Consider the following 26,019-nt stretch of genomic DNA (forward strand, 5'->3'; position numbering starts at 1 on the left):
CGCTAGCCCGGTGATGCAAGCTCCCGCACCTTGCGGCGCAACTGCCGCCGGCGCAGCAGCAGATAGACGGCCGGCACCACAAACATCGACAATAAAGGGGCGGTGATCATGCCGCCTACCATCGGGGCGGCAATCCGTTTCATCACTTCCGAGCCGGTTCCGGCGCCAAACATGATGGGTACCAGGCCGGCGATGATCACGGCGACCGTCATCGCCTTGGGCCGCACCCGCAGCACTGCGCCTTCGCGTATCGCTTCCAGCAGGTCCTGCTCGCTATTCCTGCCCGCTGCGAGGCGGTCTTCCCAGGCATGCTTCAAGTACAGCAGCATGATCACCCCGAATTCCGCGGAGACGCCGGCCAGCGCAATGAACCCTACCCCGCTGGCAACCGACAGGTTATGGCCCAGCGCCCACAGCAGCCAGATACCTCCGGCAAGCGCAAACGGCAGCGTTGCCATGATCAGTGCCGCTTCATCGGCGCGGGAAAAGGTCAGATACAACAGGACGAAAATAATCAGCAAGGTCGCGGGCACAACAATTTTCAGTTTGGCGGTGGCCCGCTCCAGGTATTCAAACTGGCCCGACCAGGCAATGGAATATCCCGGCGGCAATTTCACCTCCCTGGCCACGACCTGCTGCATGTCATGAACCGCAGAGCTCAGGTCACGGTCGCGGATATCCACGTAGACCCAGCCCGACAGCCGCGCGTTCTCGCTTTTCAGCATCGGCGGACCATCATTGATACGGATCGCGGCAACATCGCCCAGATGGATTTGCGCACCGCGCTCGGTCAATACCGGCAACTGGCGCAGCTTTTCGACCGAATCGCGCACCTCGCGCGGATAACGCACGTTGATAGGGAAGCGCTGCAAACCCTCGACTGTCTCGCCGATGTTGTCGCCACCGACGGCAGCCGACACGATGCCCTGCACATCGGCAATGTTCAGCCCGTAGCGCGCTGCTGCATCACGGTCGATATTGACGTCGATATAACGCCCGCCATTGAGGCGTTCCGCCAGGGCCGAGGAGACACCCGGCACGTTTTTCACGACCCTCTCAATATCGCCGGTAATGCGGTCGATTTCCTTCAGGTCCACGCCGGCTACCTTGACGCCTACCGGGCTCTTGATGCCGGTGGCAAGCATGTCGATGCGGTTCCTGATCGGCGGCACCCAGATATTGGACAGGCCCGGCACCTTGACGATGCGGTCCAGCTCATCGACCAGCTTGTCGGGAGTCATTCCCGCGCGCCACTGGTCGCGCGGCTTGAACTGTATCGTGGTTTCGAACATCTCCAGCGGTGCCGGATCGGTCGCCGATTCGGCTCGGCCTGCCTTGCCGAACACGCTTTGCACTTCCGGCACGGTCTTGATCAGGCGATCAGTTTGCTGCAGCAGCTCGGAGACCTTGCCGGCGCCCACGCCCGGTAGCGCGGATGGCATATACAGCAGGTCACCCTCATCCAATGGCGGCATGAACTCACCGCCCAGCCGGGACATCGGCCAGATCGTCGCGAGCGCAACCAGGGCGGCAACCAGCAAGCTCGCCTTTGGAAAACGCAGCACGCGTTCCAGCAGCGGACGGTATAGCGAGATCAGCAGGCGGTTCAGCGGGTTCTTTTGTTCATCCGGGATAGTGCCGCGTATCAGGTAGCCCATGAGCACCGGGATCAGGGTAACCGCCAGCACGGCAGCTGCCGCCATCGCATAGGTCTTGGTGAAGGCCAGCGGCGCAAACAGCCGGCCCTCCTGGGCTTCCAGCGTGAATACCGGAATGAAGGACAACACGATGATCAGCAGGGAAAAGAATAATGCCGGCCCCACTTCCGCCGCCGCATCGCCGATCACCCGCCAATGCGGCTCGCCGGTCAGCTTCTCGCCCGGATGCGCATGGTTCCAGGCTTCGATATGCTTATGCGCATTCTCTATCATCACCACCGCGGCATCCACCATCGCGCCGATGGCGATGGCAATGCCGCCTAGCGACATGATGTTGGCATTGACGCCCTGGTAGTACATGACGATATACGCCGCCAGTATGCCCAGTGGCAGGGATACGATGGCGACCAGCGCGGAGCGGATATGGAACAGGAAGATCGCGCAGATGAGGGCGACAACAATGAATTCCTCGATCAGCTTGTGCTCCAGATTGGTCACGGCGCGTTTGATCAGGCTTGAACGGTCGTAGGTGGTAACGATCTCGACACCGGGCGGCAGGCTGGCCTTGAGTTTTTCCAGCTTGGCTTTGACTGCATCAATGGTTTCCAGCGCATTTTTTCCGGAACGCATGACGATCACGCCACCGGCGACTTCGCCTTCGCCGTTCAGCTCCGCAATGCCGCGCCGCATTTCCGGCCCGACCTGGATGCGCGCAACATCGCCCAGCCGCACCGATACGCCGGCATCGGTGGTCGTCAACGGTATCTTGCGAAAATCCTCCAGCGACGTGAGGTAGCCCGAGGCCCGTACCATATACTCGGCCTCGCCCAGTTCCATCACCGAACCGCCGCTTTCCTGATTTGCTTTCTGCACTGCTTCCACGATCTTCCCATGCGGAATATTGTAGGCACGCATCTTGTCCGGATCGAGCTGGATCTGGTACTGGCGCACCATGCCGCCTATGCTGGCGACTTCCGATACATTGGGCACCGCTTTTAGCTCAAACTTCAGGAACCAGTCCTGGTAGGCGCGTAGCTGCGACAAGTCCATCTTGCCGCTGCGGTCCACCAGCGCGTATTCATACACCCAGCCAACGCCGGTAGCATCCGGCCCCAGCGCGGTCTTTGCCTGCGGCGGCAAGCGCGACTGCACCTGGTTCAGGTATTCCAGCACGCGGGACCGCGCCCAGTACATGTCGACGCCATCCTCGAACAGCACGTAGACGAAGGAGTCGCCGAAGAAGGAGTAGCCGCGCACCGTCTTGGCGCCCGGAACCGACAGCATGGTCGTCGTCAGCGGGTACGTGATCTGGTTTTCAACGATTTGCGGCGCCTGCCCCGGATAGCTGGTACGGATGATGACTTGCACATCCGACAGGTCGGGGATCGCATCCAGCGGCGTGCGCGACAGGGACCAGATGCCCCAGGCCGCAAGAATCACCGTCGCCAGCAGTACCAGGAAGCGGTTGGCGATCGACCAGCGTATCAGCCTAGCCATCATTTCCTGTCTCCTGACGCTGACGCAGGCGCAGGCATCTTCATGCCGTCGTTCCCCGCCTTGGCCGGCATGACGGGCCCGGGGGCATCCGCCGTGGGCGTGATCGAGCTTATCTGGTAGGCGCCTTTGCCGGTTTCTCGCAGATCGAAAACGACCATGTCGCCGACTGCGACATTGCGCGGCAGGCCGGCAGCCGGCAACTTGAAATCCATCGTCATCGGCCCCCATTGCAGCGACGGGATGGGCCCGTGCGACAAGGTGATTGCATCTTTGCCGATCTTTTCAACCTTGCCGCTGCCATGGTGGGTCAGGTCTGCCGCCGCTCCCGTGCCGGGCGGCGGTGCGTCGCTCATACGGGTTGTCGTCGCTTTCAGGCTGGCTTCGGAATCGATCAGGAACTGGCCGGAAACAACTATTTTCTGCCCAGCCTGCAGACCTCCGCGAATCTCGGTCTGTCCATTGGTTTCAGCACCGGTTTCAACATCCACCGGGATGAACCTGCCGCTGCCTTGCGACACCATCACCACGCTGCGCGTGCCGGTGGCAATCACCGCTTCGCTCGGCACCAGCAGGATGTCTTTGCGCGCGTCGGAACTGATGCGCAGCGTGGCAAACATGCCCGGCACCAGCTGGCCGGACGAATTGGCCAGCTCAATGCGCGCTTTCAGCGTACGGGTAGCCGCGTCCACTTGCGGCAGGATCGCACCGACCCTGCCCTTGAAGACCGTGCCGGGCAGCGACGGCGTGCGTGCTTCCACCGTATTGCCGGGGCGTACCTGGGCGGACTGGTTTTCCGGGATATCGGCGTTGACCCAGATCGTGGCCAGGCCATTGATGCGAAACAGCGGAGCCCCAGTAGCCACGGTCATGCCTTCGCGTATGTCCAGTTCCGAGACCACCCCGCTGACTGGCGCCATTATGGTGATGCGCGGGTGGACCTTGCCGCTGGCTTCTACCGCACGGATCTGATCCTCGGTCATACCCGCCAGGCGCAGGCGCTGCCTGGCGCCCTCCAGCAAACCATCGATACCCCCGGCTTGCATGCGTTTGGCCGTCAGGTATTCTTCTTGCGCCGCGACCCAGTCCGGCACGTACAGATCCGCCAGCGCCTGCCCTTTCCTGACAGGGTCAAGCGGTGCGCGCACATACAGTTTCTCGACGAAACCGTTGCTGCGTGCTTGCACCAGGGCGACATCGCGTTCATTGTAGGCCACGCTGCCGACAGCGGTTACCGCCGTTGACATACTCCCCCTGGTGACTTCCGCGGTGCGGATACCCAGATTCTGTTGCACGCGCGGGCTGATGCTGACACTGCTTTCATCGCCGCCGTCGGCATACACCGGCACCAGCTGCATGTCCATGAAAGGCGATTTGCCCGGCTTGTCGAATTTTTGAGCCGGAACCATGGGGTCATGCCAGTACAGCACCTTCTTGCCGCTGTCCTGGCCTTGGGGCATGGAGACTGCAGCATTGTCTGCGTTCGCAACTGCAGCAGCACCCTTCATTCCGTGCTGCATGCCGAGTTGGTACAGGCCATAACCACTGATTGTTAAAAGCCCGATTGCGGCAAGGGCGACTATGATTTTATTGTTTTTCATGGATTGCCCTTGTTCATGGACTGCGGCGAATGCACACCTTGCGCTTCGACCGGAAATAAAAAATTGAGCTGCGCCCACAAGCGGGCGGTATCGGCCAGCAATTGCAGCGCCTGAAGACGGAGGTCAATCTCGCTACGGCGCACAGCCAGCACGTCGCTCAGGCTGGATTTGCCGCCGCGATAGCTGGCCAGCGTGGCCTGGGTCCGCTCCCTGGACAGCGGGATCAGTTCACGCTCATAGCGGGTGATGCGCTCACGGTCGCTTTGCCATTCCTCGATCATGGTCCGGGTCTCGGCCACGTGGGCGCGCAGCATTTCATCGCGCTCGGCCCGGGATTGCTCCACCGTGGCCAGCCTGGAAGACAGTTCACGGTTTTGCCGGTTCTTCTGGTCCCACTGGAAAGGCAGCGACACCCCGACGGAAACCATATTGGAATACGCCGGGCCGCGCTGCTGGAACGCCACTTCAACGGTCCAGTCGGATTTTTTGTTGGCTTCAGCCAGCCGCACATCGGCTTCGGCGATTTCGGTCTGCCTAGTCAGTACAGCGATTTCCGGATGATGGGCCAATGAGGTGTCCAGCGACGCCGGATCCAGGCGAATGGTGTCGATGTCCGGCTGTCCGCTCAGTACCGTATCCGGTATATCGCCGGTCCAGCGGGCCAGCATGATGCGGGTGTTACGGAGCTTTCTTTGATATTCGCTGGCACGGTCGTCGATCAGGGCCAAGGCGCTACGTGCAGCGAATATGTCGGCCTGCGTACCCCGGCCTGCGCGATAGGCGCCTTCCGCCGCGTCGATTTCCAGCCTGGCCTGGCTGGCCTGCTCGGCGACCAGGCCCACCATTTGCTCGGCGTAGTAGCGATCCAGCCAGGCGATTGCCGTATCGCGCTGGACGGCGGCAATGGCTGTTTCCTTTTCCGCGAGGGATTTGTCGGCGGCGCGGTCATAACGGTCGGCGCGCAGCTTGCGCTTGTCCGCCCCGATCAGTTCCTGGGAGACGCCAATGCGGCGCATGGTCATGAAATCATTGGTCAGGCTGCCACGGTCCTGGCCGCTGACTGGCAGATTATCGATGCCTGCCTTCAGCACAGGATCGGGCAATTGGCCGGCAGCCACGGCCATTTCGCGAGAGGCGGTCACCGCCAGGTCCTGCGCGGACAATTGGCGGGATCGGGCGACAGCGAGCTGCTGCGCTTGCCCCAGGCTGAGGGGATGATCTGCCGCGAACAGATTAAAAGACGGCAGTGAGAGCATGCACGCAATCAATGCAGTGCGAAGTTTAAGATGCCGCCCAGAATGTGGCGCGGCGATACGGAATGACATGGAACCTCCAGACAACGATAGGCAACAGCGTCTACGCTGCTAAAGCGCGACGATGACGGACTAGGCGGTCTGGAAAATCAAATGCGGAAACAGCAGTTGCGGATAGCGATAGGGGGAGCGGTGGAACGTGCCAACGTGGAGGAAGGCAGCCAGGACGACTGCGGAAGCCTCGCCGTATCGACGATGTTCAATGCTAGCACCAGTCCTGCGGTGAGGAAGGGCTGAACATCCGGTAACTGAGGCTTGTCGAGCGATTGTTTGCTGAAAGAATCCTGTGCATAAGCGTGGCACAGCGTAGGCTGCTCCATGTCCATGCCGTCGCAATTCATCATCCCCGCCATATCCGTCGTCGCCGCCATCGTCGCCACGGCGGCTGTGGCATGGACACTGGCCGATGCGCCGGCATGTGCGCCTCCTGCCGTCATCCCCGGGCAGGCGTACGACGCCACAGCAAGCTGCATAAACAGCATGCTGAACAGCGCAATAAACGCAGCAACCAAGCGGGATGGACGGGAAAGCTTCATGGATTCATCAAATTTGTCTTAATTTATCATATATAGCGGTGGTGCATATTGTCAAGGCAGGGACGGCTCCATGGACATCTGTCGAGATTCCAGCCCAAACCTTACACCTGCCATTGCATTCAGCAGCAAAGAATTCATGGACTAGCTGGTTCTCCATGATTTTGCGTTGAAGCGTGGAGAGACCGGTTTGACCTGCATCTTCATTGATTCAGCGATAAATGCATGGGCTGAGACATGAATGCCGAGCCGGGGCGCAGCGGTTCAATTTCACCGGCTATCTTGAACCCTTCGCGCGCATACAGCCTTACCGCCGGCGTGTCGCCGCAGACCACGCCAAGTTGGACGCAGCGCGCACTGCGGCGCCGGGCCCAGGCGACAATGCTCACTTTCATAGTTGGTATAGACTACTTTTTAGCTTCCACTTATCCCACTAATTTTCCGGATTTTTCCACATGGGCTTAAAAAAATCCATTCATCCCATGTAATACTTGATCCGACGCCATTTCGTTTTTTGGCAAGGTCGGTCATTTCATAGGTCAAAAAAACTTCAATGCTGTCATCAAAAAAAACACTAAAAAGCCCTCCCAGCCTAAAACTTCCACTGAAGTTTCTATTTATCCTGCAGTGATTTTGATGATTTTCCAGATAGTCAAGGCCGTTCTTTTCCTGCACGCCTAACTTTAGATTCCCAGCTTTAATGGCACCCTCGAATAAGTTCTCGCAGATTTCTTGATCTGGGATCATTCGCTCTTGTTCTCGGCAATAGCCGATAGAATCTGCCGAGATATACGCATATATTAAATATGCCAGCAGCAATCCCGAAATTGCTACTTTAGGTGAATTAAGCGGATTTAGTTTATTTCTAATTTGAACACTCATCCCATCTCCTTAAAACCGTCGAAACTCTTACGTGCATTAATTTTGGTCCAATTTTTTTACATTGTTAGCCTAGTCACCTCTTGAGCATTTCTCTGGGCCACAAAATATAATTAGTGCACTATTATTTGAGGAGTGAGTTGCGAAATTCTAAGCTGCTCACTCGACTTATTTTTATTTTTCCCTAGCCGCCTCCTGCGTCGCCTTCTGCACCGGCGACAAATACTCCAGCACCGTTCGCTTGCCCTGATTGATCTCCGCTACCACCTGCATACCCGGCGTGATCAAGAGCTTGTTGCCCTGCGCATCCACCAGCACCTGTTTGTCCAATTGCACCTTGGCCTTATAGGTGGAGATGGTGCTGGCAGGATTGGTGTTGTCTGCAGTGCCGCCGCTACTGCCGTTGCTGTTGGTGTTGTTCTGCTGATTGCTGCTTTTGCCGGCTTCGGTCGCATCTGCGCTCAAGTGCGTCACTTTGCCGGTCAGCATGCCGTAGCGCTGGAAAGGCTAGTCGGGCTCTGGCGAGGCCTCGTGGACCATGGCCGCAGCGGCCAGTTCGCCCGCTACAACAAGATTCGATGCCTTTCGCTCGCTATAGCGGCTTGTCAGATAGTCGGAACGGTCGCGGACCAGCAACGTGAATTTGTAGAGTTCTTCCATCACGTCCACCAGGCGTTCATAGTAGGCAGAAGGCTTCATCCTGCCGTCTTCGTCAAACTCCTGATAGGCTTTGGCGACGGAGCTCTGGTTGGGTATCGTCACCATGCGCATCCATCGCCCCAGCACGCGCAAGGCATTGACGGCATTGAACGACTGCGAGCCGCCGGAGACTTGCATGACGGCCAGCGTGCGGCCCTGCGTAGGCCGCAAACTGCCGATCTCCAGCGGCAGCCAGTCGATCTGAGATTTGAAGACGCCGGTCATCGCGCCGTGGCGCTCCGGGCTGCACCATACCTGCCCTTCTGACCATGCCGACAGCGCGCGCAGCTCCTGCACCTTGGGATGGTCGGGCGGCACGCTATCCACCATCGGCAGGCCTGCAGGGTCGAACACCCGGGTTTCGGCACCGAATTCCTGCAGGATACGCTGCGCTTCCAGCGTCAGCAGCTTGCTGTAGGAACGCTCGCGCAGGGAGCCGTATAGCAGCAGTATGCGGGGTGCATGGCTGGCTGCGTCTTTCGGTTCCAGCTTTTCCGTTGTAGGCAAGTCCAGATGCGCGCGGCTGATGTGGGGAAGATGCTTGTTCACGATGGCGCTTTCAGTTCATACCAGGTTTGCGAACGGTTGACGACGGCAACAACGAGCAGCATCACCGGAACTTCGATCAGGACGCCCACCACGGTCGCCAGCGCCGCACCGGATTGGAAACCGAACAGGCTGATTGCCGTCGCCACCGCCAGTTCGAAGAAATTGGAGGCGCCTATCAGGCTGGAAGGCCCTGCCACACAGTGCGCTACGCCCAGCTTGCGGTTGAGCAGATAAGCCAGGCCGGAATTGAACAGCACCTGGATCAGGATGGGTACCGCCAGCAGCGCGATCACCAGCGGCTGCGCAAGAATGGCATTGCCCTGGAAAGCAAACAGCAGCACCAGGGTGAGCAACAGCGCCATGATCGAATAGGGGCCAAGCGTGGAAATTTTCCGTTCAAATGCTGCCTTGCCGCCGGACAGCAGCGCCCTCCTCATCCCCTGCGCCAGCATGACGGGAACGACAATGTACAAGCCTACCGACATGCACAGCGTATTCCAGGGGACGCTAATGGCAGACATCCCCAGCAGCAAGGCAACCAGCGGTGCGAAGGCGATGATCATGATGGCGTCATTCAGCGCGACCTGGGACAGCGTGAAGTAAGGATCGCCCTTGCATAGCTGGCTCCAGACGAAGACCATTGCCGTGCATGGCGCAGCAGCCAGCAAAATCAGGCCGGCAATGTAGCTGTCTGCCTGGCCGGCAGGCAGATAGCCGGCAAACAGGTGACGCACAAACAGCCAGCCCAGCAAGGCCATGGAGAAAGGCTTCACCAGCCAGTTGATGACAAGCGTGACGCCTATGCCGCGCCAATGCTCCGCGACCTGGGACATGGCCGTGAAATCGATTTTGATCAGCATGGGGATGATCATCACCCAGATGAGGATGCCCACTGGAATATTGACGTTTGCCAGCTCCAGCGAGGCTATCACATGGAACACGCCGGGCAACAGCTTGCCCAGCCCAATGCCGGCCACGATGCACAGCGCTACCCACAGCGTGAGGTAACGTTCAAAGAAGCCGATGGAGGGCGCGGCATTAGCTTCCATCACCATGGTATGTGGATTACTCATTGCGGTGAACTCTTGTTTAAGCTGGCACGGTACAGTGCTATTCCAGCCCGGCGGGAGATTCGCCAATTTTTTTGATTTCATGCTGGATGGCCTGCTTTTCCAGCCTCTCCAGCGGCAAGGCAAGGAAGGTGCTCAGGCGCGCCATGATCTGCCTGAATATCTTGTTGAAGGCGGCGCGCTTTTCTTCATCTGCCCCCTCTACTGCTGCCGGGTCTTCAAAGCCCCAGTGCGCAGAAGCCGGATGCCCCGGCCACACCGGGCACGCCTCACCGGCGGCGTTATCGCAGACGGTGATGATGAAGTCCATGTGGGGCGCATCCGGCCACGCAAATTCATCCCAGTTCTTGCTTCTCAGGTTCTCAAGCGGGTAGCCGGTTTCGCGCACTTTTTCGATGGCGAAGGGATTGACCCGTCCACCGGGATTGCTTCCCGCGCTATAGCCTTTAAAACGTCCCTTGCTCATCGTGGTGACCAGGGCTTCCGCCATGATGCTGCGCGCCGAATTGCCGGTGCACAGGAAGAGGATATTGAAATTTTTTTCCGGCATGATGTTCTCTCTGGGCTGAAGTTGACGAGGCGAAGAACTTGGAGAAGACGCTGTTGCGGACTTAATCGGTAGAACAATCGACGCCACAGACCGGCAGGCAAGGCGTGCCGCCGCAGCAATTTTCGGTCAGGAATCCGAGCAGGCCATTCATCGTCTGGAAATCCGCCGCGTAAATGATGGAGCGGCCATTCTTTGTTGCCGTCACCATATTGGCGTGCGACAGCTCCTTCAGATGAAAGGACAGCGAAGACGGCGGAATGTCCAGTTGCTCAGCGATTTGCAAAGGAGGCAATCCCTCTGGCCCCGCATGGACCAGCAGGCGGAACACGGCAAGCCGCGATTCCTGGGCCAGCGCCGCCAATGCGGCAAGTGCGTTTTTAGTTTCCATATTTCCATAATAATGGAAATATGGAATAAATACAAGCAGACCCGGCGTAATACCCGCGCCGTGGCCGGGTATGCTGGAGAGCCATTGATTCTTTGCCTCCACTTTGACTCCCAATTGTCTCCTCCTTCCAGCCACACCGCCGGCCGCATTCAGCCCCCTATAAAGCTCTGCAGACACGCCAGAATAGCCTGCGTGTCGTAAGGCTTGCGCAGTGTCACTGCTCCGCTGATATGGGATTGCGTATCGCTGCCGGAGGCAAAAATGACGCCGATGGAGGGCGACAGTTCACGGGCTTTCTCGGCAAGTTTCTCGCCTGACATGCCTATCAATTCAACGTCCGTCATCAGCACGTCCACCTGTGTGGCCTGCAGGCTTTGCAACGCCTGGCTGGCGCTTGCCGCCTCAACCACGACGTGCCCCATGTCTTGCAGCAGCGCGGCGGTGGTGACGCGGATGAGGTCATCATCTTCCACGAGGAGGATGCGCAATTTCCTGGTTTCAGCAAGCTGCCTGGCCAGCGGTATCAGCGCTGGTGAAACGGTCACCGGTTGCTGGCGCTGCTGCTGATTGGCGATGACGTGGCGGATCTTCCGCGCGAGTGCTTCCCTGGTGTAAGGCTTGCCGAGCAGCTCAACCCCGGCGTCCAGCCGGCCGCCGTGGACGATGGCATTCTGCGTGTAGCCGGAGGTAAAAAGCACGGCGAGATTGGGCAGGCGTTCCCTGGCCTTGCGGGCCATGTCGGGGCTGCGCAACGGCCCGGGCATGACTACGTCGGAGAACAGCAAATCGATTTTAAGGCCGCTATCGATGATCGCCAGCGCGCCGGCGGCATCGCTCGCCTTCAGGACCGAATAGCCCAGGCCACGCAAGGTTTCCACCACCGTTGCGCAGACCTGCTCGTCATCTTCCGCGACCAGTATCGTTTCCGACCCGCCGACGACTTTCTCCGCCACATGCCTGACGAGGATGTCTTCCTTTTCTGTTGACCTGGGCAGGTAGAGCTTGACGGTGGTGCCATGGCCTATCTCGCTGTAGATATTGATATGGCCGCCGGATTGCTTGACGAAACCATAGACCATCGACAATCCCAGCCCGGTGCCCTTGCCTTCCGGCTTGGTGGAAAAGAACGGCTCGAACGCCTGGGCAATGACCTCCGGGCCCATGCCGCAGCCGGTATCGGACACCGCCAGCATCACATATTGGCCGGCAGCGACCTCGGTGTGTCCGCGTGCATATATTTCATCGAGATAGGCGTTGCCGATCTCGATGGTGAGCTTGCCCTCGCCTTCCATGGCGTCACGGGCGTTCACCGCCAGGTTCAGCAGCGCATTCTCCACCTGGGTGACATCGGCAAGCGTGTTCCACAGGCCGCCGGCAACGACGGTTTCGACTTCGACTCCTTCTCCCAGGCTGCGTTGCAGCATGTCTTCCATCGCAAACACGAAACGCCCGACGTTGACGACCTTGGGATCAAGGGCCTGGCGCCGGCCGAAGGCAAGCAGGTAGCTGGCCAGCTTGGCGCCGCGACTCACACCGGCAAGCGCATTGGCCACCCGTTTTTCGGCGCGTTCATTACCGGCAATCTCTACCGACAGGAGCTGCAGGTTGCCCGAAATAATTTGCAGCAGATTGTTGAAATCATGCGCCACGCCGCCGGTCAGCTTGCCGATGGTTTCCATTTTCTGCGATTGCTGAAGCGCCAGTTCGGTACGCTTCAGCGCCGCTGCGGTGTGCTGCTTTTCGGTGATGTCGCGGGTGATCTTGGCATAGCCGATCAGCACGCCGTCCGAATTGCGGATAGGGTCGATGATGACGTGGGCGAAGAACCGGCTGCCGTCCTTGCGGACGCGCCAGCCCTCCTGTTCGAATTTCCCTTCCGTCCTGACAGTCAGCAACGCGCGCGCCGGCACCCCATTCTCCTGGTCCAGCTCGGTATAGAAGCGGGAAAAATGCGTGCCGATCACTTCTTCGGCCTTATATCCCTTGATGCGCTGCGCGCCGGCATTCCAGTTCGTCACGTGTCCATCAATGTCCAGCATATAGATGGCGTAATCCGTCACCCCGTTGATGAGCAGGCTGAATTGCTGCTCGCTCCGGCGCAAGGCTTCCTCGGAGGCTTTACGCTCGGTGATGTCGCGGGTGATTTTTGCGAAGCCGACGAGCCTGCCGTCTTCCCAGATGGGATCAATAACGACGTTGGCCCAAAACCTGGAGCCGTCCTTCCTCATGCGCCAGCCTTCGGTTTCGAAGCGTCCTTCCAGCTCAGATGTTTTTAATGCCCGCGCGGGGATTCCCGCAGCCTGGTCTTCGGGGGTATGGAATTGGGAAAAATGCTTGCCGATAATTTCTTCTGCCACATAACCCTTGAAGCGTTCGGCGCCGGTGTTCCAGCTGACGACATTGCCGTTGATGTCCAGCATGTAGATCGCGTAATCGCTGATGGCGTTGATCAGCATCTGAAACCGGTGCAGGTCGATCAGATTTTTATCATCGGGCAATTTGCTGATAGACATTGATAGTTTCCAATTTTATTTTTCTAGTGACTAAGCATCCACATCCGTCATGCAAGGATTGTACGCCAGAAGACATTGCACGAACGGGTTCATTGCCCTGCCCCCATTAGGCCACGCCCAGATAACTGAGAAACGCCCGCTTCAGTTCGCGCTTGAGGGAATTGTCGTCTTTGGGAATGACCCGCCGCCAGTTTGCCATGTCGTTGTCCGCCAGGATCAGCTCTATCAGCGTGCCGGTAAGGCTCACCAGCGCGAAGGAGACCGCCATTTTGGGATCTTCATGCCGCACCTCTTCCCGGTGCACCAGGAACAGCTCCACCAGATACTGGAAAGTGCCCATTTCCAGGTCGCAGACGGTTTTATGGAAGGCTGTGTGCTCGCGCCCTTGCGCGAACTGGCGCACCGCGCGCAGCAGGCCGGCATTGGCGCGGTAGCTGACCAGCATCGCGTGGATGATCTGTTCGACCAGCACCGCCAGCGGTATCTGTTTTGCCTTAGCGGGTGTGAGTGAGGCGCGCAGTTGTTCATCCTGCCGCTCCAGGATATCGAGGATGACCGTTTCCAGCAGCGCGTCCTTGTCGGGAAAGCGGCGGTAGATGGTGCCGGGCGTCAACCCGGCCTGCTGGGCGATCCTGGGGATGGTGGCGCCGTCCAGGCCGAGTTCCTTCAGGATGTCGGCGGCAGCCTCCAGCAGCTTGCGCATTGATTCCCGGCTTCTGGCTTGCTGGGGGGCGAGTGTCTTGGGTGTCTCCATACGGCTTCGTTGGTGCTTCATCGTGGTTCGGACCATCAAATAATACTTGAAATACGGCTCGATTTGGTCTTTAATGTAAATGTAAATTCACATTTACATATTAAGCCGGCGGCCGTGATGATGAATTCCTCCTGCCCTCCTCCATTTGCCCCTGTACAGGAAGATGCCATGAATGCACAAACCATCCACACCCCGGCTGCCCCGGCAACTGCCACGCACCCTTGGCGCATCCTGCCCTTCCGCCTGTGGCTGACCGGCGGCACCATCTCGCTGCTGGGAGACCAGTTCTACCTGGTGGCCCTGCCCTGGCTGGTGCTGCAGCAAACCGGCTCTGCCGCGGTGATGGGCGGCATCATGATGACGGAGGCCGTACCCCGCGCGCTGCTGATGCTGCTCGGCGGCGCGCTGAGCGACCGCATTTCTGCCCGCAAGATCATGATGGCGACGGCAGCGGCACGCGCACTGTGCGTTGCCGCGCTGGGCGTGCTGGCCTGGCTGCAGATTGTGCATACCTGGCAGCTGTACGTGCTGGCGTTTGCATTTGGCGTAGCCGATGCGTTTGCGGCGCCGGCCCAGTCAGCCTACCTGCCATCGCTGCTGAAGCCGGAGCAGCTGGTGGCGGCCTCATCGCTGAGCCAGGGTACGGCGCAACTGGCGGGCATCGCCGGGCCGGCGCCGGCAGGCCTGGTCATCAACATGCTGGGCGTGGCCTGGGGCTTTTTCGCGGATGCGCTCAGCTTTTTAGCGATCATTGCCGTGCTATGGAAGCTGCCCGACCCGCCGCAGACGCACATCGCCGGAAAAGGCCTGGGGCGGGAGATAGGTGAAGCCGTCCGCTACGTCGGCAGCGACGTGCCGCTGCGTTCGCTGATGCTGCTGGCGAGCTGCATCAATTTTTGCATCGCCGGCCCGGTGTCGGTCGGTCTTGCCTACCTGGCCAAAGAGAGTTTTGATTCTCCCCTTGCCTACGGCATCCTGGTGTCGGCTGTTGCCGCAGGCGGCCTGCTGGGCGCGGTGCTGGCGAGCGTATGGCAGATCCGCAGGCGCGGCGCCCTGATCGTGCTGGCCTCGCTGGCGCTGGGCCTGTGCCTGGGTGCGATAGGCTTATTGAGCGGCTTATGGAGCATCGTTGCGGTGCTGCTGCTCATGGGCGTGACAGCCGGCGTGGTCAACATCCACATCGGCGCGTGGATCATGCAGCGCATCGACCCCGCCATGCGCGGCCGCGTCGCCAGCGTGCTGATGCTGGCTTCCGTCGGCCTGATGCCGGTTTCCCTTGCCGTGGCGGGGCTGCTGGTTGCCTGGAACCTGAAGGCCATGTTTCTGCTTGCAGGCGGCGCCATGCTGCTGGCCGGCATGGGAGCCGGCTTGCAAACCACGGTGCGGGAAATTTAAATAGGCGTGAATAAGCTCGACTAAACGCGAACGGCTCAGCTATGTGCCGCCAGATGCGCGGCCAGCTTCAGCACCACGTCCCGCTCGGCGGGTCCGATAAACTGCAGGATGTGCTGGCGGATAGCCGCAGCGTGAACCGGGCGCGCAGCGGCAATGGCCTGTTGCCCTTCCGGCAGGATATGGACTTCCACGCCGCGGGCAGACCCGGTTTTTTCACGCCGGACCAGCTTGCGCGCTTCCATGCGCGTCAGATGATGCGACAGCCGGCTCTTGTCCCACTCCAGCGAACGCCCCAGCTCCGTCTGCCCCAGACTGCCGCCGCCGATATCTTCCAGACGAGACAGCACGCCGAAATCAGCGCCGGACAAACCCGTATCCGCCTCAATCGCCTTGCCGACGACGGAAAGCGCAATATGGCCCAGCTGCTTGACTGCATGCCACACTTCCTGTTCGTCCGCAGCCAGATGCGTTTTGCTAGCTGCGGTGGACTTTTTTGCCATGGATGATGCCTTGCTCTACTGAATATGATCAGCGTCCATGTTGTCATAAAAAAATGAGCGTGGCAATGACGGACAAACCTAACGATCAAGAGGCCAGCACGGAGCGAGCTACCCCCTATGCAATGCGCGTCCTCACAGGCTGCGCGCACCAGGCAATCAAGACCAGCAGCGCAAGCTGAATCGGCAGGCGCACCCACAATGCCCACAAGGGAATGGGAAACAGCTCGGGCTGCTGCAGCATGTAGATATGCGCCGGCGTCACGGCGACTGTGAGCGCGAACAGGCCGATTCCGGCGGCGCGCCGTGTTGTCGCCAACAAGATGCCGGCTGCGCCCAGCAGCTCAAACATGCCGCTGGCCAGCACAGCAGCGCGCGGCCAAGGAATATAAGGGGGCACGATGCGCATCTCGGTTGCGGTGGCGGTGAAATGCAAAATGCCGCCAATGAAGAACCACAGGAAGATAAAGACAATACCGGCATACCTGGCGTGGCCGACTTGCTGCGGGCGCACCGGTTCCAGCAGCTTGCTCAATGTAGCCATCAATATTTCTCCATAATACGGCGCTGTGGTTTAGCCTGCATGGGAAGCACGTTTCATTTGCGTGACTGCTTCCCTGTAGTGCGGCGGCAGCTCGGCATGGAGGTGGGTGGCGGCGATGGCGGCCTGCCCTGTCGCCACGGCGATCTGGTTCAGCCCCTGGACCACATCGCCGATGGCATACACGCCGGGCGCACACGTGCGCTGGTAGGCATCCACCAGCAGTTCGCCGCAGCTGGCCGTTTCGGCGCCTAGCGCTGCAGCCAGTTCCGAACGCGCGGTTTCGCCCAGCATGGGGTAAAGCACATCAAAAGGAAACTCGCTGCCGTCTTTGGTGTGCAGCACAGGCGTCATCTGCGGACTCATGCTGACGCCGAGCAGGGGCGACGTACAATACGAGACGCCGTTATCGGCAAGGATGCGTTTGTCCTCGGCGGACAAGATGACAGCTTCGCCACGCTCGAACAGGGAAACCTGTGAGGAAAATGTGCGCATGAACAACGCGTGGCCAATGGGGTTGGTAGCCGAGCTCACCACGGCAATCCGCTTGTCCATGACGTCATAGCCATCGCATACCGGGCACAGACGCACCGCGCCGCTGGCAATGGCCTCATGCCAGTGTTCTACGGGAAGGCCTGTATCTGCCACGCCGGTGGCGATCACAACCGCGCCGGCCTGCACCTTCTTGCCGCTGTACTCAGCTATGAAATACGCGCCTTCACGGGTGATGCTGCCGATCTCTCCCGAGACAACTTCGGCGCCATAGCGCCGCAATTGCTCCCGTAGCCTATGCAGCAGTTCCTTGCCCGGAACGCCCTCCGGAAAACCTGCGTAATTATGGGTGACAGGGATCAGCGACAAACGGCTATGCCCTTTATCGACCACCAATACCCGGCAGCGGAAGCGCCGCAGATAAATGGCCGCCGTCAATCCCGCCGGGCCGCCGCCGACGATGAGAACATCATAAAAAGGTAGTGAGAATGCCTCTGTCATACACAGCATCCCACCGGCGAGGATGAGAGCTGTAGGCGATAGCCACTGCGCATGTTAGCGGCCTGCATTTAAGGCTGGTGCAGCTCTGGCGACGATGGCGCGTTGTCGATATCCGTGCCTCGCGTGGTATCCAGCATCATCGTGCCTACCCAGGGCGCGTGCCTGGTCTCCAGCTCTTCCATGCCGCGCATCTCCAGCGGCACACGCGCATAAAGGAACTGGGTCATGGCGATGCGGCACAGCGTTTCGATGTCCAGCGACGCACTTTTTTGCTGCGATACCGCGAATGTGACGGGCACAGGCAGGTGGACAGTGGCTCCCTCTGCCGCATGCACCTCGATCAGCACTTCCGCGCCCCTGGCACCTTTTACATCGAGGAAGCATTGTGTCAGCGGCGGACAATCAACATTGAAACGCATACGTATCTCCTGGAATGAAGCTGCGACGGCCCCGTCGCACATGTGACGGAGTTCGCAAAACGCTATCATCTGGCAAAGAGCAGCGCGGGGATATAGGACTATTCCTAGAAAACAGTGGGAGAAGCGGAGCACCTGCCTGGGAAGCGCGGTTGGCGCGGCTATTTATCCACCGTCAGCAGAACGTCAGTATGGTGATGCCCGGTGAACCCGGCAAACAACTGCCCGCTGACAGAAACCTGCTGCCCCAGATGCGGGCGCAACTGATCGTACAAAGCCTGGTCTAGCACAAGCTGCACTTCTTTCACCACAGCAAACCCGGCCTGATCCCTGCCGGGATCTTCCTGGGTGCAGATGGGCTGGGCCAGCGTCAGGTAAAAACCGGTTTCCGCCGCATCGCCGTCCTTGACGCTTTCAAAGTTGGGCGTGCCGGGAAAGGTCTGCCGGTGCAGTTTGCCGGTGAGCGTGACCTTGGCCGGTTCGTATTGCAGGCATGCCGCAGAAGCCGGCGATACAGCTGATGATGCCAACGAGGCCAACGAGACCAGCAGCAATAAAGGGATGTGCATAGAGATGCTCCATTTTTTATGGCGGGGCGCCGGTTTATCCTGCGCCATCGTCATGTCTGGCGAAATATTACGATATCATACTCAGCTTGAGCGCTTCGCAGCCAGCGCCGCACCTTCCGTCTACTCTACAGGAGAACTCCGATGACCCGCCTTATCCGCGCCCTTCTTCTTTCTGCCGCTGCCACCTTTTGCGGCCACGCCCTGGCCGCCGGCAACGGCAATGAACCCTCCAAGCTGGTGACCGACAGCATTACCGTCAGCGGCAATGTGGAAAACAAGCTGGTCTTGAAGGTAGAAGACCTGCGCGCTTTTCCGCCGCAGCAGATCAGCGAGGTGCAGCTGCTGGGCCGCGGCGGCGCCAATATGGGCAAGCTGAGCAACGTCAAGGGCGTGCGGCTGCGCGATATCCTGGAGAAAGCGGTCGTCATCGCCAAGGACCATAACGATGTGAAAAAGACCGTCATCATTGCCGCTGCCAGCGATGGCTACAAGGTCGTGTATTCATGGAGCGAGGTGTTCAATTCGCCGCTGGGAGATGGGGTGCTGGTGTATTTTGAAAAGAACGGCGCGGCGCTGGGAGACGACGAAGGCCGCATCGCGATGATATCGGCCAAGGACACCAACACCGGCCCGCGACATGTGAAGTGGCTGCAGTCGCTGGAAGTGAAAAAGATTGCCGACTAGGCGAAGCACGCTCACATGCAATGAATGCGGTAAAGGAGCAAGGAAAGTAGCCTGGATGGAGCGCAGCGCAATCCGGGAGTGTTCCACAGGCCGCAGGTATGCTCCCGGATTGCGCTACTCTCCATCCAGGCTACAGATTAGGTAAGCGACGATTGCCGATTAGGCCTTCATCCCCTCTCCCGCACGCGGGAGAGGGTTAGGGTGAGGGGCGCAAATCTGGGGAAGAAATATTTTTCGAGCGTTGCTAAAAAAAACGACCCATACAAAAATATCTACCTTTAACAATGCAAGTACAGCCAAAAGCTTCAGCTTAATTTGATCCCCCTCACCCCAACCCTCTCCCGCACACGGGAGAGGGGGTGCCCGCCGAATTTCAGGAGTGCGCCACAGGCCGCAGGTATGCTCCCGGATTGCGCTGCGCTCCATCCAGGCTACAGATTAGGTAAGCGACGATTGCCGATTAGGCCTTCATCCCCTCTCCCGCACGCGGGAGAGGGTTAGGGTGAGGGGCGCAAATCTGGGGAAGAAATATTTTTCGAGCGTTGCTAAAAAAAACGACCCATACAAAAATATCTACCTTTAACAATGCAAGTACAGCCAAAAGCTTCAGCTTAATTTGATCCCCCTCACCCCAACCCTCTCCCGCACGCGGGAGAGGGGGTGCCCGCCGAATTCCGGGAGTGCGCCACAGGCCGCAGGTATGCTCCCGGATTGCGCTACGCTCCATCCAGGCTACAGATTAGGTAAGTAACGATCGCCGATTAGGCCTTCATCCCCTCTCCCGCGTGCGGGAGAGGGTTAGGGTGAGGGGCGCAAATCTGGGGGAGAAATATTTTGTGCGCGTTGCTAAAAAAAACGACCCATACAAAAAATACTTACCTTTAACAATGCAAGCACACATAAAAGCTTCAGCTTAATTTGATCCCCCTCACCCCAACCCTCTCCCGCACACGGGAGAGGGGGTGCCCGCCGAGTTCCGGGAGTGTTCCACAGGCCGTAGGTATGCTCCCGGATTGCGCTGCGCTCCATCCAGGCTACAGCCCGTGATCGCTACTCTTAGCGCCAACTCCACTACGCTACTGCGCGGCCCATTACCCACGATTTGTCCGCACGCAGGCGCCTGACCTGCAATACCACGCCGATCAGGAACAACAGGAAAGCGACGCCGGTTATCTGCTGCAAGCCTTCTGCGTCGGGGCTGGTGAATATCGGGTGGCCCAGCGGCAGCCGGGTCGTGGATTCGGTAATGCCGGGCACCATGTGAAAAAAGAAGGTGGTCGAATAACAGATGGTTTCCACATAGACGGAAGCCCTGCCAAACAGCCTGGTCCTGCCGGCCAGCGCGGCCAGGCCCAGCACTACCAGCGTGATGATGCCCAGTGCATGCGGTTTGCCGAAGCCGCCATGCGCAAAGATGCCGAAGCCTGTTACGCAGGTGAGCACGGTAGCCCAGATGTACACCTGGCCGGTGGTGTTGCCGGGGTTGATCCTTTGTTCACGCACCAGCGCAATGACCCCGGCGGCCACGGCCACCAGGCTGATCAGGGTGTGAATGATTCCGAGAGTAGATAATCCGAGCATGGCATACCTCTTCTAGTAGTAAAGGCCAAATGGCGTTTATAAAATGCAGCGGCAAATCACATCCTTGCGGATGCGGGCCGGGTGTGCTGCGCGCCCGGCACTTTTCCTGAGTTCCTGAGTTACGGCTAGCGCGCGTTCTGCCGCTGCATCCGCAAGCGGCAACAGCGCGGCACTTGTTTTTATTCTCTTACCCGATTCTGCCCCATCAGCCTTTGACAAAAGCGAGCATGTCGGCATTGACCTTGTCTTTATGCGTATCTGTCAGGCCATGCGGTGCGCCTTCATAGACGATGAGCTTGGAGTCCTTTATCAGCTTGGCAGACGCGCGCCCGGCGGCATCAATGGGCACGATCTGGTCGTCGTCGCCATGGATGATCAACGTGGGAATGTCGAATTTCTTCAGGTCTCCCCGGAAATCGGTTTCGGAGAAAGCCTTGATCGAGTCGTAGGTGTTTTTGTGGCCGCCCAGCATGCCCTGCATCCACCATGCCTGGATGATGCCATGCGACGGCGTTGCACCGGGCCGGTTGTAGCCGTAGAACGGGCCGCTGGGAATGTCCATGTAGAGCTGAGAACGGTTGGCCAGCTGGGCGGCGCGGATGCCGTCGAATACCTCTATCGGCAAGCCCAGCGGATTGTCTTCCGTCTTTAACATCAGCGGCGGCACGGACGAGATCAGCCCGGCCTTGGCCAGGCGTTTGGTACCGTGGCGGCCGATGTAGCGCGCCACTTCGCCGCCGCCGGTGGAGAAGCCGAACAGCACGGCGTTCTTCACATCCAGCAGGTCCAGCAGTTGCGCCAGATCGTCGGCATAGTGGTCCATGTCATTGCCGTCCCACGGCTGGCTGGAGCGGCCATGGCCGCGCCTGTCATGCGCGATACAGCGGTAGCCCTTGTCCGCGAAAAAGATCATCTGCGATTCCCAGCTGTCTGCATCCAGCGGCCAACCGTGGCAAAACACAATGGGCTGTCCCGCGCCCCAGTCCTTGTAGTAGATTTCAACGCCGTCGCTGGTGGTAAAAGTTGACATGGGTAGCTCCTGTAGATGTGCGTGGGTGGATGTTGCATCAGGCTAGGTTGTTGACCGTGAAAGCCCAGACGCTCGCTTATCCTGCAGCAAGCACGCAGTGATCGGGCTGCGCTTTGCTGCGCTGCGGTCCATGTCAGTGTAGTGCTTTTATCCGGCCTTGAGGCCGTGCCGGCGACATAAATTTAAGCGTGCAAAAAGCATTGCGGCAAGGCATCGCCAGCAGCTTGCAGGCATATTGCGGTCATTCAATGGAAGCCCGGCAAGCACCAGAAAAACCGCAGGCTGAAGCGTGGGCTGGAACACTTATTGCACCGCACAATACAGCCCTCACCTCAAAGGAGTTGCCATGTCTGATGCCGCTGCGACAAAGTTTTCTCATGTGAAACTCGCCGATACCGCCTTTGAGAGTGGCGGCCTGCGCGATTTCTTTCTCTATCGCGACCTCGGCGTGGCGGAAGCCACCAACGGCAAGGTCATCGCGCACCTTGTGAGGGCAAACAAGGCACCAGAAACGGGCACGGGGTGGCACCGGCATGAGGCCGATTTCCAGATCGTCATCATGACCAAGGGCTGGGCGCGCTTCATGTACGAAGACAAGATCACGCTGGTGGAAGCCGGCGATGTCGTGCACCAGCGCCCCGGCATACGCCATTACCTGTTCGACTATTCCCCGGACATGGAATACCTGGAGATCGTCAGCCCGGCAGACTTCAAGACTATCGACGTAGAGGCAGTATGCGATACGCCGCCGGTAACGCCGTGGAAATAGCGAGGGATGCGGGAGGCGCTTAAAACTCCGCGTCCAGCTCGTTGATGTCGTCGTGCTCCAGCTTGGCCGCATCCACCCATTCCTTTACATGCGGCAAGGCCATGATCAGCTTGCAGTAGGCGGCACAGCGCGCATCCAGCGCCACGCCGTATGTCAGGAAACGGGTAACGACGGGGGCGTACATCAGGTCGGCCATGCAGGGCTGCTCGCCGAACAGGTAGGGGCCGCCATAGTTTTCCAGGCATTCGTGCCAGATGGAAAGAATGCGGTCTATGTCTGCCTGCGCGCGCGCCCACACCTTGAAGTTCTTGAACTTGCCCTTGAGATTCATCGGCAAGGCCGAGCGCATGGCAGAGAAGCCGGAATGCATCTCGCCGCAGATGGCACGGCAATGCGCGCGCGCTGCGGTGTCCGCCGGCATCATGCCGGCCTTGGGCTTGATCTCGTTGAGGTATTCGGCAATGGCCAGCGTGTCCCACACCTTGATGCCACCGTGCGTGAGGCAAGGCACCAGCATGGAAGGCGCCAGCAGCAGGATCTCTGCCCGCATCGATGGATCATCCGGCGAGATCACCTCTTCCTCAAAAGGCAGGCCGGCAAACTTCACCAGCAGCCAGCCGCGCATGGACCAGGACGAATAGTTTTTGCTGCTGATGGTAAGCGAGGCTTTGGCCATGGTGCATTTCCTTTCGGCGAGGGCACATTCGTGAGGGGCGACCACAATGAACGCAAGGCCCATGCCAGAAACGCAAGCACTCACCACAAGCATATTCTGGCGCGCAAGTTGCTTTGAACAGAATGCCCACCCTCCAACAAAAAGACGGGACCCCAGATGAACTATCAAGCCTACCAGGCCTATGTGGACCTGATGTCGCCGATGCGTTTTTTTGCCGAAGCCGCGCGCACGCCGCTGGCCGACCCCGCCTTTGCCGGTTGCCAGGCCATGCGCAAGCTGAGCGCCTCCGTGGAAGTATTCCTGGCCAGCAAGGTCACGCACAGCCGGCCGGATTTCCAGATACGCAGCGTGATGGCGGGCGAAGGCCCTTCGGCAAGCGAAGTGGCGGTGCAGGAAGACGCGGCACACATCGCGCCCTTCGCCACGCTGCTGCACTTTAAAAAAGAAGGCATCACAGGCCAGCCGCGCGTGCTCATCGTGGCGCCGATGTCTGGCCACTTTGCCACGCTGCTGCGCGAGACCATACGCACGATGCTGCGCGACCACGATGTCTACATCACCGACTGGCACAATGCGCGCGACGTGCCACTGTCCGCCGGGCGCTTCGGCCTGGATGAATACACGGCATACGTGATGGATTTCCTGCGCATCTTGGGCCCCGGCGCGCATCTGGTGGCCATCTGCCAGCCCTGCGTGCCGGCACTGGCCGCCGCCGCCATCATGGCGGAAGACCGCGATCCGGCACAGCCGCGCAGCCTGACCCTGATGGCCGGGCCGATAGACTGCCGCATCAACCCCACCAAGGTGAACGAACTGGCGACCAGCAAACCCTTGGGCTGGTTTGAAAAGAACCTGATCAGCAGCGTGCCGTGGCGCCACAAGGGCGCCTCCCGCCGCGTCTATCCCGGCTTCCTGCAGCTGAGCGCCTTCATGAGCATGAACCTGGAACGCCACATGAACGCCTTCAAGGGCCTGTACCACGACCTGGTTGCCGGCGAGCTGGAAAAAGCGCACCACACGCGCGCCTTCTATGAGGAATATTTTGCGGTGCTGGACATGGATGCCGAGTTTTACTTGGAAACCATACAGCACGTCTTCCAGGAATATGCGCTGGCGCAGGGCAAGCTGCAATGGCGCGGCCGCACCGTCAGGCCCGCCGCGCTGCGGCGCACCGCGCTGCTGACGGTGGAAGGCGAGAACGACGACATCTGCGCGCTAGGCCAGACCATGGCCGCCCACGATCTGTGCAGCAGCATCCCGCCCTTCCTCAAATCGCATCACATGCAGGCCGGCGTCGGCCACTACGGCGTATTCAGCGGACGGCGCTGGAACCAGCAGATTTATCCTATTGTGCGGGAGATGATTTATTCGGCGCCGTAGGCCATCCAGGTGTCAAAAGACAGCCCTCCAGCTGCTACGCCCATTCAGGCATCACGGCGGCGAGCACATACAGCAGCAAGGCGTTATGTGTGGCATGGGTAGTGAAGGCGCAGATAAAACCGGCCCAGATGCCCTTCGAACGAAACATCAGGTATGACGTCGCAAATATAGGGCCGATGATGGTAGCAGAGATGCCGTGCACAAGTCCGCCGTTCAGGTAATGCATGCCGCCAAAGAAAAGTGCGCTGAATACAGTGCATAACATCGCCCCGCCGCCCAAGCGTCGAACCAAAGCCACCGGCAGCATTTGTCCCAGTACGGTTTCATAAGCCGGAACAAATAACACCGCGGTAAAAAACATCATGCCGCCGGAAAGCTCCCCCAAGTGCTGTGCCGCCGAATCGCCCCGCAGTTCTTTCGGCAGGAACGCATCGAAGGCAACAAGCATGAGGCACGCAATCATCGCGCTTATCATGCCAATCAACATTCCGGCCAAGCCTGCGCTCAGAACAGGCCATTGCTCAATACGATGCCTTACTGCGCCAGCGGTGATAACAAGACTGCTCATGCCACATCCTCTTCAGGTAAGTGTTGCATTAATGACGGCCTCAACCCGATGGCCATCAGGATCAATCAAAAAAGCGGCGTAATAATGCGGCCCGTAGTCAGGCCGCAGCATGAAAAGCATCCACCTCCTCGCGCGAAAGCGCCGCAAACGCCAGATGAAATCCCGCCTCCGGTGACACTGCATCCGGCCTCAGCTTCAGGCACAGAAAATCGTTTACCTCTTCTCGCGAAGCTGACCTATCCCCCTCCTCCGTGGTAATCGAAATCATTACAAGTCGGGGCAATATCTTTGACATGGTCCACAGGTGGGGACTGAAATAACGGTACGTCTTTGCGACACAAATAAAGCACTAGATATGCACCACCTATTGGCACCAACAGAATCAAAGCGACCTTCGCCCAGCGCTGGCCTGAGCTGTAAAACGACGACATGAACAAGCTTCGGATAGCCAAAGCATCCATGCAAAATATCAAAACGCACAATCCAATTAGGATCGCATTCAGAATCATAAATATCACCCAAGTTCCGTAGGTTGGGCTAACGGGTTATCAGCCAACGTTCTATACTTATAGTGGCCGTATTCATATGCGAAGGTTGAATGTTGGGCTGATGAGGCACTAGTCCAACCTACAAAACTGATGAAAGGGATTGTTTTGGCAGTTCTCTTGTTGGTTTTCTCAATCAGTGGCAGGTTTCGCCCCCGTTGTGTGCATTTAAAGCACTACAGATTGGACTCTCAAATCTGCCCTCAAATTGACAGACGATCTCGCGATCCACTATCTCAAAATGTTATAAGCCACTATAAATAACAAGATAGTATTTAGCGCTACAGGGATAATGCATGCACCCAGCGCAAACTTATGGGTACGACTTGGAGCGTTAAACTCCTGCCGTAGAAGTTCGTTATACGAGCGCACGC

The 26,019-nt window shown here is 58.9% G+C and carries 26 protein-coding genes; 4 read left to right on the forward strand and 22 right to left on the reverse strand.

Annotated elements, in window-relative coordinates; all coding sequences use genetic code 11:
- Nucleotides 1-2 precede the first annotated feature (2 nt).
- From ACO0LO_RS18890 to ACO0LO_RS18950, 13 genes are all read right to left on the reverse strand, one after another.
- Nucleotides 3-3,158 (reverse strand): efflux RND transporter permease subunit, encoded by a 3,156-nt coding sequence (locus tag ACO0LO_RS18890; RefSeq protein ID WP_422966262.1) that lies wholly within the window; start codon nt 3,156-3,158, stop codon nt 3-5.
- Complete coding sequence (locus ACO0LO_RS18895; protein ID WP_422966264.1) at nt 3,155-4,753, reverse strand: efflux RND transporter periplasmic adaptor subunit; 1,599 nt, start codon at nt 4,751-4,753, stop codon at nt 3,155-3,157. The genes ACO0LO_RS18890 and ACO0LO_RS18895 overlap by 4 nt, the downstream gene beginning before the upstream one ends.
- On the reverse strand, nt 4,750-6,009 hold the full coding sequence (locus ACO0LO_RS18900) for a TolC family protein (protein ID WP_422966266.1): 1,260 nt from the start codon (nt 6,007-6,009) through the stop codon (nt 4,750-4,752). Before ACO0LO_RS18900 ends, ACO0LO_RS18895 begins: the two co-directional genes overlap by 4 nt.
- A 146-nt stretch (nt 6,010-6,155) precedes the next feature.
- Complete coding sequence (locus ACO0LO_RS18905; RefSeq protein ID WP_422966268.1) at nt 6,156-6,602, reverse strand: hypothetical protein; 447 nt, start codon at nt 6,600-6,602, stop codon at nt 6,156-6,158.
- Nucleotides 6,603-6,802: 200 nt separating this feature from the next.
- Nucleotides 6,803-6,994, reverse strand: a complete 192-nt coding sequence (locus ACO0LO_RS18910) for a GNAT family N-acetyltransferase (RefSeq protein WP_422966270.1) — start codon at nt 6,992-6,994, stop codon at nt 6,803-6,805.
- Nucleotides 6,995-7,013: 19 nt separating this feature from the next.
- Nucleotides 7,014-7,481 carry a hypothetical protein gene (locus ACO0LO_RS18915; RefSeq protein WP_422966272.1) on the reverse strand — a complete coding sequence of 156 codons (468 nt, stop codon included), beginning with the start codon at nt 7,479-7,481 and terminating at the stop codon, nt 7,014-7,016.
- Between the two features lie 171 nt (nt 7,482-7,652).
- Nucleotides 7,653-7,967 carry a hypothetical protein gene (locus tag ACO0LO_RS18920; protein WP_422966274.1) on the reverse strand — a complete coding sequence of 105 codons (315 nt, stop codon included), beginning with the start codon at nt 7,965-7,967 and terminating at the stop codon, nt 7,653-7,655.
- An 18-nt stretch (nt 7,968-7,985) separates the two neighbouring features.
- Entirely contained in the window at nt 7,986-8,726 is a 741-nt protein-coding gene (gene arsH / locus ACO0LO_RS18925; RefSeq protein WP_422966276.1) for an arsenical resistance protein ArsH, read from the reverse strand.
- Complete coding sequence (gene arsB, locus ACO0LO_RS18930) at nt 8,723-9,799, reverse strand: ACR3 family arsenite efflux transporter (protein ID WP_422966278.1); 1,077 nt, start codon at nt 9,797-9,799, stop codon at nt 8,723-8,725. Before arsB ends, arsH begins: the two co-directional genes overlap by 4 nt.
- Before the next feature lie 37 nt (nt 9,800-9,836).
- Entirely contained in the window at nt 9,837-10,346 is a 510-nt protein-coding gene (locus tag ACO0LO_RS18935; protein WP_422966279.1) for an arsenate reductase ArsC, read from the reverse strand.
- A 61-nt stretch (nt 10,347-10,407) separates the two neighbouring features.
- Nucleotides 10,408-10,734 carry an ArsR/SmtB family transcription factor gene (locus ACO0LO_RS18940; protein ID WP_422966281.1) on the reverse strand — a complete coding sequence of 109 codons (327 nt, stop codon included), beginning with the start codon at nt 10,732-10,734 and terminating at the stop codon, nt 10,408-10,410.
- A 149-nt stretch (nt 10,735-10,883) separates the two neighbouring features.
- Nucleotides 10,884-13,247, reverse strand: a complete 2,364-nt coding sequence (locus ACO0LO_RS18945) for a PAS domain S-box protein (protein ID WP_422966283.1) — start codon at nt 13,245-13,247, stop codon at nt 10,884-10,886.
- 106 nt (nt 13,248-13,353) lie between these two features.
- Nucleotides 13,354-14,022 carry a TetR/AcrR family transcriptional regulator gene (locus tag ACO0LO_RS18950; RefSeq protein ID WP_422966285.1) on the reverse strand — a complete coding sequence of 223 codons (669 nt, stop codon included), beginning with the start codon at nt 14,020-14,022 and terminating at the stop codon, nt 13,354-13,356.
- A gap of 147 nt (nt 14,023-14,169) precedes the next feature.
- On the opposite strand from ACO0LO_RS18950, the gene ACO0LO_RS18955 reads away from it, so the two are divergent.
- Nucleotides 14,170-15,396: an MFS transporter gene (locus ACO0LO_RS18955; RefSeq protein WP_422966287.1), complete on the forward strand. Its 1,227-nt coding sequence runs from the start codon at nt 14,170-14,172 to the stop codon at nt 15,394-15,396.
- A 35-nt stretch (nt 15,397-15,431) separates the two neighbouring features.
- On the opposite strand, the gene ACO0LO_RS18960 is transcribed toward ACO0LO_RS18955, so the two are convergent.
- From ACO0LO_RS18960 to ACO0LO_RS18980, 5 genes are all read right to left on the reverse strand, one after another.
- Nucleotides 15,432-15,896 carry a MarR family winged helix-turn-helix transcriptional regulator gene (locus ACO0LO_RS18960; RefSeq protein WP_422966289.1) on the reverse strand — a complete coding sequence of 155 codons (465 nt, stop codon included), beginning with the start codon at nt 15,894-15,896 and terminating at the stop codon, nt 15,432-15,434.
- 115 nt (nt 15,897-16,011) lie between these two features.
- Nucleotides 16,012-16,437, reverse strand: coding sequence for a DoxX family protein (locus ACO0LO_RS18965; RefSeq protein ID WP_422966291.1), 426 nt, complete (start codon nt 16,435-16,437; stop codon nt 16,012-16,014).
- A 30-nt stretch (nt 16,438-16,467) separates the two neighbouring features.
- Nucleotides 16,468-17,427, reverse strand: a complete 960-nt coding sequence (locus ACO0LO_RS18970) for an NAD(P)/FAD-dependent oxidoreductase (protein WP_422966293.1) — start codon at nt 17,425-17,427, stop codon at nt 16,468-16,470.
- 68 nt (nt 17,428-17,495) lie between these two features.
- Complete coding sequence (locus ACO0LO_RS18975; protein WP_422966294.1) at nt 17,496-17,846, reverse strand: hypothetical protein; 351 nt, start codon at nt 17,844-17,846, stop codon at nt 17,496-17,498.
- Nucleotides 17,847-18,004: 158 nt separating this feature from the next.
- The gene (locus ACO0LO_RS18980; protein WP_422966295.1) at nt 18,005-18,412 is read right to left on the reverse strand and encodes a DUF4431 domain-containing protein; all 408 of its coding nucleotides are present in this window, start codon (nt 18,410-18,412) and stop codon (nt 18,005-18,007) included.
- Between the two features lie 141 nt (nt 18,413-18,553).
- On the opposite strand from ACO0LO_RS18980, the gene ACO0LO_RS18985 reads away from it, so the two are divergent.
- Nucleotides 18,554-19,096: a molybdopterin-dependent oxidoreductase gene (locus tag ACO0LO_RS18985; protein ID WP_422966297.1), complete on the forward strand. Its 543-nt coding sequence runs from the start codon at nt 18,554-18,556 to the stop codon at nt 19,094-19,096.
- A 1,071-nt stretch (nt 19,097-20,167) separates the two neighbouring features.
- Here ACO0LO_RS18985 and ACO0LO_RS18990 read toward each other — a convergent pair.
- Together ACO0LO_RS18990 and ACO0LO_RS18995 are read right to left on the reverse strand one after the other, a co-directional pair.
- Nucleotides 20,168-20,677 carry a hypothetical protein gene (locus ACO0LO_RS18990; protein ID WP_422966299.1) on the reverse strand — a complete coding sequence of 170 codons (510 nt, stop codon included), beginning with the start codon at nt 20,675-20,677 and terminating at the stop codon, nt 20,168-20,170.
- Between the two features lie 205 nt (nt 20,678-20,882).
- Nucleotides 20,883-21,707, reverse strand: a complete 825-nt coding sequence (locus ACO0LO_RS18995; RefSeq protein WP_422966300.1) for an alpha/beta fold hydrolase — start codon at nt 21,705-21,707, stop codon at nt 20,883-20,885.
- Between the two features lie 346 nt (nt 21,708-22,053).
- Here ACO0LO_RS18995 and ACO0LO_RS19000 point away from each other — a divergent pair, with 346 nt between their 5' ends.
- Nucleotides 22,054-22,476, forward strand: a complete 423-nt coding sequence (locus ACO0LO_RS19000; RefSeq protein ID WP_422966302.1) for a cupin domain-containing protein — start codon at nt 22,054-22,056, stop codon at nt 22,474-22,476.
- Nucleotides 22,477-22,495: 19 nt separating this feature from the next.
- Here the strand turns inward: ACO0LO_RS19000 and ACO0LO_RS19005 are convergent, their stop codons facing one another.
- Complete coding sequence (locus tag ACO0LO_RS19005; RefSeq protein WP_422966304.1) at nt 22,496-23,152, reverse strand: glutathione S-transferase family protein; 657 nt, start codon at nt 23,150-23,152, stop codon at nt 22,496-22,498.
- A gap of 156 nt (nt 23,153-23,308) precedes the next feature.
- On the opposite strand from ACO0LO_RS19005, the gene ACO0LO_RS19010 reads away from it, so the two are divergent.
- Nucleotides 23,309-24,532, forward strand: a complete 1,224-nt coding sequence (locus tag ACO0LO_RS19010; protein ID WP_422966306.1) for a polyhydroxyalkanoate depolymerase — start codon at nt 23,309-23,311, stop codon at nt 24,530-24,532.
- Between the two features lie 34 nt (nt 24,533-24,566).
- Here the strand turns inward: ACO0LO_RS19010 and ACO0LO_RS19015 are convergent, their stop codons facing one another.
- Nucleotides 24,567-25,100, reverse strand: coding sequence for a hypothetical protein (locus ACO0LO_RS19015; protein ID WP_422966308.1), 534 nt, complete (start codon nt 25,098-25,100; stop codon nt 24,567-24,569).
- Between the last annotated feature and the right edge of the window lie 919 nt (nt 25,101-26,019).

The organism is Undibacterium sp. TJN25, assembly GCF_049339885.1.
GTDB lineage: Bacteria > Pseudomonadota > Gammaproteobacteria > Burkholderiales > Burkholderiaceae_D > Undibacterium.